This is a genomic window from Altericroceibacterium indicum (assembly GCF_009828105.1).
Classification (GTDB): Bacteria; Pseudomonadota; Alphaproteobacteria; order Sphingomonadales; family Sphingomonadaceae; genus Altericroceibacterium; species Altericroceibacterium indicum.
Map to the genome: position 1 here is coordinate 1 of NZ_WTYQ01000004.1, position 12,026 is coordinate 12,026.

Sequence of the window (12,026 nt, forward strand, 5' to 3'; positions counted from 1 at the left end):
CGAGTTGATCATAGCGTGTCGCGATGGCGCGGTTGATCTTGAGGCGTCCGAAGAAGCGCTCGATCTGGTTGCGCTGCTTGTAGAGTTTCCTGTCGTGCTCGATCGGCACACGGCGGTTTGATCGTCCGGGAATGACGGCCTCGATACCGCGTTCGGCAAGATCGGCGCGAATGGCGTCGGCATCGTATCCCTTATCAGCCAGTAGCGCCTTGGGTGTTTGGTCTGCCATAGCGATCAGGGCGTCATAGGCCTTGCAATCAGCGGCTTCGCCGACTGTCAGGTGGAGGGCGAGCGGTCGCCCTCGTCCATCAGCCAGACAGTGAAGTTTACTGGTGAACCCGCCCCGCGAGCGGCCAAGAGCTCTTCGACGAGTCCCCCTTTTCCGCCCGCCGCCGAAACATGGGCGCGAACCGTAGTGCTGTCGATGCTGTAGTGGCCGCTGTCCGCCATGATCTCGGCCAGTGTAACCGACACGGCCTCCCAAACCCCGGCATCGCTCCATCGCCTGAACCGCCGATAGATCGTGTTCCAGTTGCCGTATTTTGGCGGAACGTCGCGCCAGGGTGTGCCGCAGCGAAGTCGCCAGAGAATGCCGTTGATGATCGCACGGTTCTCTTCAGGACGTCGTCCGCGCCCACGGTTCGACGCATCAATCGGAAGCAACCCCTTCAAAACACGCCATTCTGCTTCGGTAAGATCACCCCGACTCAAGCCCGCCTCCAAAAGGCAGCCTTGAATCAACCCGCCATCGCAACGTCAACCAATTTGTCCACGCCGCCTAGGTGTTGCGCAGGCTTTCAGCGATGCCGGTATGCGTTTGGCGCTGTCTTACAGGAACGAAAAAGACAAAGAGCAGGTGGCACAATGGTTCGCTGAGCAGGGGCGTGAGCAGCCACTTTTTTTGAAGCTCGATGTCACTGACCGGGCGCGATTCGCTGCAGTGGCGCAAGAGGCATTCGATCACTTCGGTGAAGTGCATGTGTTGGTGAACAATGCAGGGGTTTCGGTTTTCGGGCCAACCGATGAAGCGACTTACGACGATTTCGACTGGATCATGGGCGTCAATTTTGGCGGTGTAGTGAACGGGATTGTGAGCTTTCTGCCCAAGCTCAAGGCCTCGCAAGGTCGCCGCCATGTCGTCAATATCGCGAGCATGGCGGCCTTTCTTCCCGGCCCGCAGGCGGGTATTTATACGGCGAGCAAATTTGCTGTGCGTGGGCTGACAGAGAGCTTGCGCTATAATCTCGCACCGCATGGGATTGGCTGTTCACTTTGCTGTCCGGCACTTACCCGCACCAATGCCTGGACCAGCGCCTTAAAGCGGCCGGATGGCTTTGGCCAAAGCGGCTTTGGTGAAGCGGATGCGGATGAACTCGCGCAATTTGGCACGGCATTTGATGCCGGGATGGACCCGCGTGAAGTGGGGGACAAGATTCTGGCAGGCATGACCGCGCAAAAAGCTCTGATCCTGACACATCCCGAACATGGGCCGGATTTTGCCGAAATTTATGAAGCAAGCCTTGCCGCTCTCCCTGATGAAGAAGCGCCACCAGAGCGCCTGAAGATTGAAGAATTGCGCCGTGAAGCGATGCGCAAGGCGGAGCAGGGAGTGGCTATGTCACTCGGTGATCTCACCTAAGCGCAAACCTTAGCGAGGCGCTGGACGATTATCGTGATGGTGATACACTTAGCTCTTGACCGTTAGGCAAAGCTGAGGAGCGATGCATGTGTGACGAAAAAGATCTCGCGCGATGGGCCAGGTCTGGCTGGAACCGGCGCGAGTTTACAGTCGCTGGCGCTATGGCAGCGCTGGCGGCCTGCTCTCCCAGTGGCGCGGAAACTGACGAGTCTAAGGTGTTAGACCAGCCGCTGGTGTCGAGCGATGCCACTATCACCACGCCTGATGGCACTATGGATGCTTTCTTCGTCCATCCGGGCGAGGGCGATCACCCGGCCATCATCCTATGGCCCGATGTGGCCGGTTTGCGCCCGGTGTTTCAAATGATGGCGCAGCGACTGGCCAAGGAAGGATACGCGGTTCTTGCGGTCAATCCCTATTACCGCAATGCCAAGGCTCCGATCTTTGAAGAGTTTGCCGAATGGTTGACGCCCGAAGGACGGGCGAAGACCGAGCCCATGCGGGAGGCTTTGGCGCCGGAAGCCATCATGCGTGATGCCAAGGCGATTGTGCCGTGGCTTGATGCGCAGGATGGCGTCGATACAACAGCTGGTATTGGCACAATGGGTTTCTGCATGGGCGGGCCGTTTACGGTGTTCACAGCCGCGGCTGTGCCGGCGCGGGTGCGAGGGGGCGCGTCTTTCCATGGTGGTGGCTTGGTGACAGATGACCCGATGAGCCCGCATCGCTTGCTGGAAAAGACACAGGCAAGCTACCTTTTCGCCATTGCGCAAAATGACGATAAACGCGATCCGGTGGTCAAAACCCGGTTGGAAGAGTTCGCCCATGCAGCAGGACTTGCAGCCGAGATCGAAGTCTATCCGGCAGACCATGGCTGGACGGTCGCGGATTCCCCTTCTTATGACAAAGTGCAGGCCGAACGGGCGTGGAAGCGCATGTTGGCACTTTATCACGAAGCGCTTTGACAAGTTCTGTAGTGTGAACATGAAAAGGGCCGGAACGTTGCATAGCGTCCCGGCCCTCTTCATTGTAAATGCCGTGTCTATCAGGCGGCCACGAAATCTTCCGTATCGATCGTGTTGCGCATCACTTCGGGATAGCGATGGCCGGATACGGTCTGTTGGTTGATCAGATCGCCAGCACGGGCCAGCACATCGTCACCCAGCTTTTTGTCGAGCGCATGGAAGTTGTCTTTCATGTGCTGCACCTTGGTGGTGCCGGGGATCGCGTGGAGATGATCGCCGCGCGAAATAACCCATTGCAGTGCCAATTGTGCCGGGGTGACACCCGCCTGCTGCGCCAGATCAACAAACTTTTCAATCAGGCTGAGATTTTTCGGCCAATTGTCCTCGCTAAAGCGTGGGTGGGACCGGCGAAGGTCTTTTTCTTCCAGCTTGGTTGGGTCCGTCATCACGCCGCAGATTGCGCCACGTGCGACAGGGGAGAAGGCCACCAGTGCAATGCCGAGTTCCTTCGTCGTGTCGAGCACGCCGAGTTCTACATTGCGGGTCCAGAGCGAATATTCGGTCTGCACAGCCGCCATCGGATGCACCCCATGGGCTTCGCGGATATGCTGTGAGTTCCATTCGGACACACCGTAGGAACCGATTTTTCCGGCATCAATCGCGTCTTTCAACGCGCCCACACTGTCGGCAATCGGCACTTTGGGGTCGAAGCGGTGCATGTAGAACAGATCGATATGATCGGTTTGCAGACGCTTCAGGCTGTCCTCAATCGACTGGGTCATCGCTTCGGGGCTGCAATCAATCCCGCGCTTGGGGCCATCGACGATGATCCCGGTCTTGGAGGCGAGGAAGACTTCCTTGCGGCGGGTCTTCAAAACCTGGCCGACCAGTTCTTCGCTCTTGCCCTTGCCGTAGATATTCGCCGTGTCGAAATGGTTATATCCCAGATCGAGCGCTTCATGGAACAGCTTGACGCTGTCCTCCTCAGACGGCGGAGACCCGTAGGCCCAGGCTACATTCATGCAGCCAAGGCCTATCGGATGGACGTGCGTTCCGGCAATTGTCCGTTTCATCAGGACCAGCCATCCTGTTCTTCAAGGCTGGCGGCCAGTTCACCGATCACGCGGTAGCATTCAATGACGGACTGAACGGAACTGTTCGGTTCGCGGCCTTCCTGAATGGCGGAGATGAATTCACGGTCCTGCAATTCGATACCATTCATCGACACGGCTACGTCAGACACGTCGATCTGTTCATCCTTGCCGGTGAAGAGATCGTCATAACGGGCGAGATAGGTGCCGTTATCGCCAATATAGCGGAAGAAAGTGCCGAAAGGCCCATCATTGTTGAAGGAGAGGGACAGAGTCAGAATCTGGCCCTTATCGGTCTTCATCTGGATTGACTGATCCATTGCAATGCCAAGCTTGGGGTGCTTGGGGCCTTGCAGAATATTGGCTTTCACCACTTTGGCGCCGGTCATATATTGGAAAATGTCGATCGTGTGGGCCGAGTGGTGCCACAGCAGGTGGTCTGTCCAGCTGCGCGCTTCGCCCTTGGCGTTCTTGTTTTCGCGGCGGAAGAAATAGGTTTCCACATCCATCGAGAGGATGTTCAATTCGCCAGCATCAATCTGCTTCTTCACCCATTGGTGCGAAGGATTGAAGCGGCGGGTGTGGCCAGCCATGCACACAAGGCCGGTTTCTTTCTGCTTGGCGAGCACAGCCTGTGCATCAGCCCAGCTATCGGCCATCGGAATTTCTACTTCGACATGCTTGCCTGCATCCATCGCCTTGATGGCCTGTTCGGCATGCATCTGCGTTGGGGTGCAGAGGATGACTGCGTCAATCGAGTCATCTTTCAGCATTTCATCATAATCGGTGGTGGCTTTGGGAACGCCATATTTGTCGGCCATTTCCTGCGTCTTATCGAGCGTCCGACCGACCAGGCAAACGACTTCTACGCCGTCAATATTCTTGAGGCCATCAAGATGCTTTTCACCAAAGGCGCCGCCGCCAGCGAGTGCGATTTTCATAAGAGGGGTTCTCCTTCGTCAGGAAATTGGCCCGCCGGGTAGCGGGCTTATACATTGGGGCCGGGAAAGACCAGACCAGAACAGCTGATGAGCCTGCTCCCCAACGCTGAGAAGCAGGCAGCATCTTCAGTCAATCATCGCCTGAGCAGCGTCATTGTTCCCTTCCAGCGTCGGGCTGGGAGGAACGGAGTTATCCACAGGCTCCAGCACAATATGGCCAAGCGCCGTGTTGCTGACCGGCACATGGTAGTGGCGGTGGAGCGCCTTGGTGCTCTTGCCCAAGGCGCCGCGCATGATCAGCCACATGACCATTTCAATGCCTTCGCTGCCAGTTTCGCGCAGATATTCAATATGCGGAACCTTGCGCAATTCCTGCGTGTCACCGATCAGCTTGTCGAGGAAGGCGTTGTCCCATTCCTTGTTGATCAGGCCAGCGCGTGGGCCTTGAAGCTGATGGCTAAGGCCGCCGGTGCCCCAGACCTGTACGTTGAGATCTTCAGGGAAGCTCTCTACCGCACGGGCAATGGCTTCACCCAGCGCCCAGCAACGGTTGCCCGACGGCGGTGGATAGGTGACAACATTGACCGCCAATGGGATGACCTTCACCGGCCATTTTTCCACATCGCCATACATCATGGTGAGCGGAACGGTAAGGCCGTGATCGACATCCATCTCACCGATCATGGTCATATCGAATTCGTCGAGGATCAGGCTCTGGGCGATGTGCCAGGCAAGATCGGGATGGCCTTCAACAACCGGGACCGGGCGCGGGCCAAAGCCTTCATCGGCGGGGTTGAACTTTTCCGCCGTGCCGATGGCGAAGGTGGGAATGATCGACATGTCGAAAGCCGATGCGTGATCATTGTAAACCAGCACGATCACATCGGGCTTGGCTTCTTCCTTCATCCATTTGCGGGTCCAGTTGAACCCGTCAAAGGCTGGCTTGAAATAGTCGGTCTGTTCCTTATCCGTGTCATGCGCGAAGCCGAGCACGGGGATGTGGCTGCAGCCGATACCGGCCTGAATGCGTGCCATCAATTTTTCTCCTTGATCGAGCGGAGGCCAACGGGCGAGCGGCCACCAGCGTTCATCATCGCCTGATATTCTTCAACACTCATGCCGGTCATGGTCGAAACCGCCTGCACGAAGCTGAGCCCATCGGTGGAGAACACCTTGGCGAGAAAATAGATATTGCCGCCCAGATCGAGCAGCGTGTTATAATCGCGTGCCAAGAGAGCCTTGCGCTGTTCGGGGGTGATGTCCCACTCGTCCAGATAGGCTTCTTCATTTTCCTTGAAGCGCTTGCGATTTTCTTCCTTCATCAGGCTCATCGCGAACTGATTAAGCTGATAGCCCTTGCGTGCGCGTTTGGCAGTATAGACCCGTGTACCGGGGATATCGTCAAACTCGGCAAGGTAGCTGTGAATGTCTTGTTTGCTCACATTCTCTCTCCCTTAGAGGCCCTGGGCCTTTAACTTAGCGTCGAGGCGCGGATAGACGCGGCGGGCATTGCCTTCAAAGATCGCATGGCGTTCTTCATCGGTAATATCGAGCGCGTCCACATAACGCTTGGTGTCGTCGAAATATTGCCCGGTGGTGGGGTCGATGCCGCGCACGGCGCCAACCATTTCACTGCCGAACAGGATGTTCTTATTGTCGATCACATCGGCCAGCAGATTGATGCCGGGCTGGTGATAGACGCAGGTGTCAAAATAAACATTGGTCATGATATATTCGTCGAGCGCAGGCTTCTTGAGCATGTCAGCCAGTCCGCGATAACGGCCCCAATGGAACGGCACTGCGCCGCCGCCGTGCGGAATGATCATCCGCAGATTGGGGAAACGGCTGAACAGATCGCCTTCCATCAATTGCATGAAAGCAATCGTGTCAGCGGCGAGATAATAACCGCCCGTGGCGTGCATCGCCTTGTTGCAGGACCCCGAGACGTGGATCATCGCGGGCACGTCGAGTTCGCACATCGCTTCGTAGAACGGAAACCAATATTCATCCGTCAGCGGCGGGTGGGTGAAATGGCCACCGGCAGGATCAGGATTGAGGTTGCAGCCGACAAAGCCAAGCTCTTCCACGCAGCGGCGCAATTCCTTGATGGAGGCGCTCATATCGGCTTTGGGGCTTTGCGGAAGTTGGCACACGCCGATGAATGTTTCGGGATAGAGCTGCGTCACGCGGTAGATCAGATTATTGCAATGCTGCGACCATGCTTCGCTGACGGCCTGATCACCCACATGCGGCGCCATCCGGCTGGCGCGGGGGGAAAAAATCGTGAGATCTGCACCGCGTTCCTTGATCAGCTTGAGCTGGTTGCTCTCGATCGTTTCGCGGATTTCATCGTCAGTAATAGTGGGGTAGGCCGGAGCCTTAGTGCCATTCTTATAGGCTTCCACCTGCGCTGCGCGCCATTCATCATGCTGGGCGGGAGCCGTGGTGTAGTGGCCGTGGCAATCAATTACCAAAGTCATTGGACTGGTCCTCTCTTCAAATTCTGGGCTTGGCCGCTTGCCGCTGCCGAATGACAGTGCCGCGGGTCATAACAGGTTCCACCCCGAAGCCGCTCAGCGTCTTGGCCGATTCTTCCATCTCGGCGGCGCGGCGGATGCCGTGGGTTTCCATTCTTTCACGATTATAGGCGATGCGGGTCGCCCATGGCTGGTGCTTTTCGCTGGCATCGAGTGATGCCATCACTTCATCGAACACGCCCGCTTCATCGGCCGCAGCGGCGCATTCCCATGTGAGCGCTTCCAGGCCTTTCACCATGACCGAACGGATCATCTTGATGGCCGAAGCGCGCCCGATAGCATCTCCTACCACCCGGGTTTTAGCAAAGCCCATGGCGTTGAGTGCGGTTTCTGCCTCGGCAGCATCCGGCCCGGCAATCAGCAGCGGGACATTGAGCGCAGCAGGATCGACCGGCGCCATCACCGCCACATCGACATAGCGCGCACCGGTAGCATTCACGGCCTTTGCATTGGCTTGCTTGGTCTGGGGGGCGATGGAATTCATGTCGCAAAACAGCGCGCCGCTTTTCAGGAACGGCGCATAGTCTGCGGCAACCAGCGGGGCGCTGTCTGCCGTGACGAGCGAGAGCACAATGTCCGCATCCGCTAATGCTTCTTCCGCGCTTGCCGCCGGTGTAATCCCGCAATCTGTGATCATGGGCACGCGGGACGCATCAATATCGAAAGCAAATGTGCCCGACGGCCATGATGCGGCGCGGGCAAAGGTGAAACCGGCTTCTCCGAAGCCTATCAAGGCTATTGTGCTCTCCATGGCAGTGGATGTGTGTTTGCGGGCACCATTGCGCAAATGGATAGATTGCCCCGGCTATAATTTTTTACGAAGACAGCTCTTCACTCACCGGGCCTGCTGCATGTTTCAGCAAAGTGATGAAAGCGGCCTGCGCAGGTGTTGGCCGCCAGCCTGCGCGGGTGACAATCCCGATGGTCCGCGAGACGGGGGCGGGCGGGGGAAGAATGGCCAGAACCCTGCTTTCCAGCTCCACCCGCAATTGATCAGGGGAAAGGAGGGTTAAAGCATCGCTGGATAAGAGCAGTTCACGAATGGCGAGGACAGAGCCGCATTCAATCCCGACATGCGGCGGTTCTTCCCCGCAGTTCCTGAGCATTTCTTCCCAATAATGGCGCAACGGCGTGTCGCGCCCCGGCATGATCCAGGGGTAATCGAGCAGATGGGCAGCGCTGGGGTGATCCACCGACAACAAGGGATGATCTGCGCGCATTACCAGTGCCGGGCGGTCTTCAAATACGGCATCCTGCACCATATCATCCACCAGCGCCGCTTCACGCAAGGCGCCCAGCATCAGGTCGATTTCGCCATCGCGCAGAGGGCCGGAAAGTTCAGCATGGCTGCCTTCCACAACCGCCACATCAACGCCGGGATGGGCGATCACGAAATGTGCAATCGCTTCAGGAAGCCAGCGCGCACGTGACAGTGGCATCGCCCCGATCACAATCCGCCCGGCGGCCTTACCCTGCCATGCGGATACTTCCGCAAGGCCCGCACGCAATTCCGCCATCGCCAGCCCAAACCCGCGCACCCGGCGCTGGCCTGCTTGTGTCAGAATGACGCTGCGCCCGCGCCGGTCCACCAGCCGCTGACCCAGAGCGAGCGAGAGATCGCCCACCGCGCGGTGGAGCGATGCCGCTGACAGGCCGGTCGCCTCGGCCGCGGCGGCATAGCTTCCCGCGCGCGCCAGCGCCAGAAAGGCGCGCAATTGGGTGCCTGTCACCCGTGAAGAGCCGATATGGGCAATGGCCGCTTCTGCACGCGGGGCGAGCAGTAAGGCAGGTTCAGTGGGGGTCATACCCGATGGTCCACGCTCAAACAGCAGGCATTCCAGCTCCCCTTCCAGCCGGGCAATCGCCTGTGTCAGCGCGGGCTGGGTGAGGTTGATCGCACGTGCGGCCCGCGTCACACTGCCATGGTGCACCACGGCCGCCAGAGCGACATAGTGACGGACATTGAAGCTGCGCGAAGTCATGGGGCTACATTTAGCATTTCCTTATGCCCTGCGCCATGCTTCGGATTGGCGACTAGCGGGGGGGAGGCCCCATCTGGCACAAAGCGCCTGATTTTCGAATTTCAAGGAGAGTGATTATGAGCGGTGTTGTCGTCCAGAATATCGAACGTGCGGACAAGGAAATTGTTGAAGCTCTCGGCAAATGCGGTGTTGCCACGGTTCATGAATCGCAAGGCCGCACCGGTCTGCTCGCATCCTATATGCGCCCGATTTATTCCGGTGCGCGCATCGGCGCTTCGGCTGTTACCATCTCTGTGCCGCCGGGGGACAATTACATGGTTCATGCGGCGATCGAACAATGCCAGGATGGTGATATCCTCGTGATCGCGCCAACCTCCCCCTGCGAAGATGGCTATTTTGGCGACCTCCTTGCCACCAGCGCACAGGCGCGCGGGGTGAAGGGCCTTATCATTGATGCAGGCGTGCGTGATATTCGTGACCTTAAGGAAATGGACTTTCCCGTCTGGTCCAAGCGCGTATTTGCCCAAGGCACGATCAAGGCCTCACTCGGTAGCGTGAACATCGATGTTGTCTGCGCCAATGCCTATATCCGCCCCGGCGATATTATCGTGGCCGATGACGATGGCGTGTGCGTGGTAAAGCGTGAAAATGCCGAAGAAGTGCTCAAGAAAGCACAGGCCCGCGAAGCCAATGAAGAAGAAAAGCGCGTGAAGCTGGCTGATGGCGTGCTCGGCCTCGACATGTATGGCTTCCGTCAGAAGCTCACTGATATGGGCCTGAAATGGATCTGATCGGCTGATAGCCATGGGGCAGGTTGGCTCGTCCCATGGCTTCCAATGTGTGACAGGCTGAAAGGATCAGATATGGATGAAACACGTGTAATGTGGATGCGGGGCGGCACGTCGAAAGGCGGCTTTTTCCTCTCCGAAGATTTGCCTGCTGACCCCCAGGAACGCGATGCGTTTCTGCTCAAAGTCATGGGTTCCCCCGACAACCGCCAGATTGACGGGATGGGCGGTGCTGACCCGCTGACCAGCAAGGTCGCGGTGGTCAGGAAATCCGACCGGGATGGCATTGATGTCGATTATCTGTTCCTGCAGGTCTTCGTCGACAAGGCGCTGGTGTCCGACCAACAAAATTGCGGCAACATGCTGGCAGGGGTTGGCCCCTTTGCGATTGAACGCGGGCTGGTTGCCGCCAAAGGTGACGAAACACGCGTTGCTATATTTATGGAAAACACCGGGCAAAGTGCTGTCGCTACGGTGGAAACGCCGGGTGGTGTCGTGAATTACCGGGGCGATGCCAGCATTGATGGCGTGCCCGGAACTCATGCTCCCATCCCGCTGGAATTTCGCGATACGGCAGGGTCCTCCTGTGGTTCGCTACTTCCCACCGGCAATGCGTTTGACGAGATTGAAGGCGTCGCCTGTACGCTGATCGACAATGGAATGCCCTGCATTGTTTTCAAAGCAGAAGATGTCGGCGCCACCGGCTATGAAACGCGCGAAGAAATGGAAAGCGATGACTTTGCCGCGATCCGTGAAAAGATCGAGAAGATCCGCCTGAAGGCAGGGCCGATGATGAATCTGGGCGATGTGACGGATAAATCCGTGCCCAAGATGACATTGGTGGCCCCGCCCAAACATGGCGGCGCTGTCACCACGCGGGTTTTCATCCCGCATCGTGCCCATGCTTCCATTGGTGTGCTCGGCGCTGTGACAGCGGCCACGGCCTGCCTCGTGGAAGGTTCGCCCGCAGCGGAAGTTGCCACTATTCCTGATGGCCCGAAAAAGACCCTCAGTATCGAACATCCTAGCGGTGAAATGACTTGCATCCTTACTGTGAACGGATCGGGTGAAGTGGGCAGTGCTGCCTTGCTGCGCACCGCCCGCAAGCTGATGGATGGCACCGTTTTTGTCTGATCGCCTCCCGGCTTCGCCGAAGTGAAGGCCTGTAAAAGAGACCGAGAAATGAGCAACCGCATTACTTCCTGGCATTCCAGCCCGTCCAAACCCAAGTTTACGCCCCCGCCGGGCGCAGTGGACGCGCATTGCCATGTGTTCGGGCCGGAAGCGGATTTTCCCTTCAGCCCCAAGGCCAAATATCATCCTGAAGATGCCGGGCCGGACAAGCTCTTCGCTCTGCGCGACCATTTGGGTTTTTCGCGCAATGTCATCGTGCAGGCGAGCTGTCATGGCACCGATAATGCCGCGACGCTGGACGCTATCGCCAAATCAGAGGGCAAAGCGCGCGGCGTGGCCGTGGTCGATCCTGATATTTCCGATGCGGAATTGCAGGCGCTGCATGAAGGCGGAATGCGCGGTGTGCGTTTCAACTTCCTCAAGCGGCTGGTCGACAATGCCCCCAAGGACAAATTTCTTGAAGTGGCAGGCCGGCTGCCAAAGGGCTGGCATGTGGTGATCTATTTCGAGGCGGATATCCTTGAAGAATTGCTCCCCTTCCTGGCTGCGATTCCGGTGCCGGTGGTGGTCGATCATATGGGCCGCCCTGATGTTACCCAAGGGCCGGATGGGGCCGATATGAAGGCCTTCCGCGCCTTGCTGGAAAGCCGCGATGATGTCTGGTTCAAGCCGACCTGCCCGGACCGCCTCGACCCTTCGGGTGATCCGTGGAACCAGTTTGCCGAAGCGGTTGCGCCGCTGGTGGCCGATTATTCAGATCGCTGCATTTGGGGTACTGACTGGCCGCACCCCAATCAGCAAAACGTGCTGCCCGATGACGGGCATCTGGTGGATATGATCCCCCGGATCGCACCCACAGCCGAATTGCAGCAGAAGCTGCTGGTGACCAATCCAGACCGCCTCTATTGGGCAGATTGATTTACAGACAGGCCGGCCGGGAACCCCGCGC

General features: G+C 57.9%; 12 protein-coding genes and 1 pseudogene. 5 read left to right on the forward strand and 8 right to left on the reverse strand.

Annotation, left to right across the window (positions count from 1 at the left end; translation table 11 throughout):
• Positions 1 to 741 (reverse strand): annotated as a pseudogene (locus GRI39_RS14590) (IS5 family transposase); the annotation flags it as partial.
• Positions 742 to 763: 22 nt separating this feature from the next.
• On the opposite strand from GRI39_RS14590, the gene GRI39_RS10910 reads away from it, so the two are divergent.
• Positions 764 to 1,639: an SDR family NAD(P)-dependent oxidoreductase gene (locus GRI39_RS10910; protein WP_343033341.1), complete on the forward strand. Its 876-nt coding sequence runs from the start codon at positions 764 to 766 to the stop codon at positions 1,637 to 1,639.
• A gap of 86 nt (positions 1,640 to 1,725) precedes the next feature.
• A complete protein-coding gene (locus tag GRI39_RS10915; protein WP_160739773.1) occupies positions 1,726 to 2,604 on the forward strand; it encodes a dienelactone hydrolase family protein in 879 nt (292 codons plus the stop codon).
• Between the two features lie 80 nt (positions 2,605 to 2,684).
• Here the strand turns inward: GRI39_RS10915 and GRI39_RS10920 are convergent, their stop codons facing one another.
• The 7 genes from GRI39_RS10920 to GRI39_RS10950 form a co-directional block, all read right to left on the reverse strand.
• Positions 2,685 to 3,677 (reverse strand): aldo/keto reductase, encoded by a 993-nt coding sequence (locus GRI39_RS10920; RefSeq protein ID WP_160739774.1) that lies wholly within the window; start codon positions 3,675 to 3,677, stop codon positions 2,685 to 2,687.
• A complete protein-coding gene (locus tag GRI39_RS10925) occupies positions 3,677 to 4,636 on the reverse strand; it encodes a Gfo/Idh/MocA family oxidoreductase (RefSeq protein WP_160739775.1) in 960 nt (319 codons plus the stop codon). Before GRI39_RS10925 ends, GRI39_RS10920 begins: the two co-directional genes overlap by 1 nt.
• Positions 4,637 to 4,762: 126 nt before the next feature.
• Positions 4,763 to 5,671, reverse strand: a complete 909-nt coding sequence (locus tag GRI39_RS10930; protein WP_160739776.1) for a class III extradiol dioxygenase subunit beta — start codon at positions 5,669 to 5,671, stop codon at positions 4,763 to 4,765.
• The gene (ligA, locus tag GRI39_RS10935) at positions 5,671 to 6,078 is read right to left on the reverse strand and encodes a protocatechuate 4,5-dioxygenase subunit alpha (protein ID WP_160739777.1); all 408 of its coding nucleotides are present in this window, start codon (positions 6,076 to 6,078) and stop codon (positions 5,671 to 5,673) included. Before ligA ends, GRI39_RS10930 begins: the two co-directional genes overlap by 1 nt.
• A 12-nt stretch (positions 6,079 to 6,090) precedes the next feature.
• A complete protein-coding gene (locus GRI39_RS10940; RefSeq protein ID WP_160739778.1) occupies positions 6,091 to 7,116 on the reverse strand; it encodes an amidohydrolase family protein in 1,026 nt (341 codons plus the stop codon).
• A 16-nt stretch (positions 7,117 to 7,132) separates the two neighbouring features.
• On the reverse strand, positions 7,133 to 7,906 hold the full coding sequence (locus GRI39_RS10945) for an NAD(P)-dependent oxidoreductase (protein ID WP_246205051.1): 774 nt from the start codon (positions 7,904 to 7,906) through the stop codon (positions 7,133 to 7,135).
• A gap of 82 nt (positions 7,907 to 7,988) precedes the next feature.
• Positions 7,989 to 9,155, reverse strand: coding sequence for a LysR family transcriptional regulator (locus GRI39_RS10950; protein WP_160739780.1), 1,167 nt, complete (start codon positions 9,153 to 9,155; stop codon positions 7,989 to 7,991).
• Between the two features lie 116 nt (positions 9,156 to 9,271).
• Here GRI39_RS10950 and ligK point away from each other — a divergent pair, with 116 nt between their 5' ends.
• The 3 genes from ligK to GRI39_RS10965 all read left to right on the forward strand — a co-directional run bounded on the left by ligK (position 9,272) and on the right by GRI39_RS10965 (position 11,995).
• Positions 9,272 to 9,946 carry a 4-carboxy-4-hydroxy-2-oxoadipate aldolase/oxaloacetate decarboxylase gene (gene ligK / locus GRI39_RS10955; RefSeq protein ID WP_160739781.1) on the forward strand — a complete coding sequence of 225 codons (675 nt, stop codon included), beginning with the start codon at positions 9,272 to 9,274 and terminating at the stop codon, positions 9,944 to 9,946.
• 72 nt (positions 9,947 to 10,018) lie between these two features.
• Entirely contained in the window at positions 10,019 to 11,077 is a 1,059-nt protein-coding gene (locus GRI39_RS10960) for a 4-oxalomesaconate tautomerase (protein ID WP_160739782.1), read from the forward strand.
• A 48-nt stretch (positions 11,078 to 11,125) separates the two neighbouring features.
• Positions 11,126 to 11,995, forward strand: a complete 870-nt coding sequence (locus tag GRI39_RS10965; RefSeq protein ID WP_160739783.1) for an amidohydrolase family protein — start codon at positions 11,126 to 11,128, stop codon at positions 11,993 to 11,995.
• Positions 11,996 to 12,026: the final 31 nt, after the last annotated feature.

What these genes read in the sequence shown, in the direction of transcription:
- GRI39_RS10950 (WP_160739780.1), bottom strand. Translation starts at nt 9,155, where the DNA reads ATGACTTCGCGCAGCTTCAATGTCCGTCACTATGTCGCTCTGGCGGCC.
- GRI39_RS10960 (WP_160739782.1), top strand. Translation starts at nt 10,019, where the DNA reads ATGGATGAAACACGTGTAATGTGGATGCGGGGCGGCACGTCGAAAGGC.
- GRI39_RS10965 (WP_160739783.1), top strand. Translation starts at nt 11,126, where the DNA reads ATGAGCAACCGCATTACTTCCTGGCATTCCAGCCCGTCCAAACCCAAG.
- GRI39_RS10940 (WP_160739778.1), bottom strand. Translation starts at nt 7,116, where the DNA reads ATGACTTTGGTAATTGATTGCCACGGCCACTACACCACGGCTCCCGCC.
- ligK (WP_160739781.1), top strand. Translation starts at nt 9,272, where the DNA reads ATGAGCGGTGTTGTCGTCCAGAATATCGAACGTGCGGACAAGGAAATT.
- GRI39_RS10925 (WP_160739775.1), bottom strand. Translation starts at nt 4,636, where the DNA reads ATGAAAATCGCACTCGCTGGCGGCGGCGCCTTTGGTGAAAAGCATCTT.
- GRI39_RS10920 (WP_160739774.1), bottom strand. Translation starts at nt 3,677, where the DNA reads ATGAAACGGACAATTGCCGGAACGCACGTCCATCCGATAGGCCTTGGC.
- GRI39_RS10915 (WP_160739773.1), top strand. Translation starts at nt 1,726, where the DNA reads ATGTGTGACGAAAAAGATCTCGCGCGATGGGCCAGGTCTGGCTGGAAC.
- GRI39_RS10930 (WP_160739776.1), bottom strand. Translation starts at nt 5,671, where the DNA reads ATGGCACGCATTCAGGCCGGTATCGGCTGCAGCCACATCCCCGTGCTC.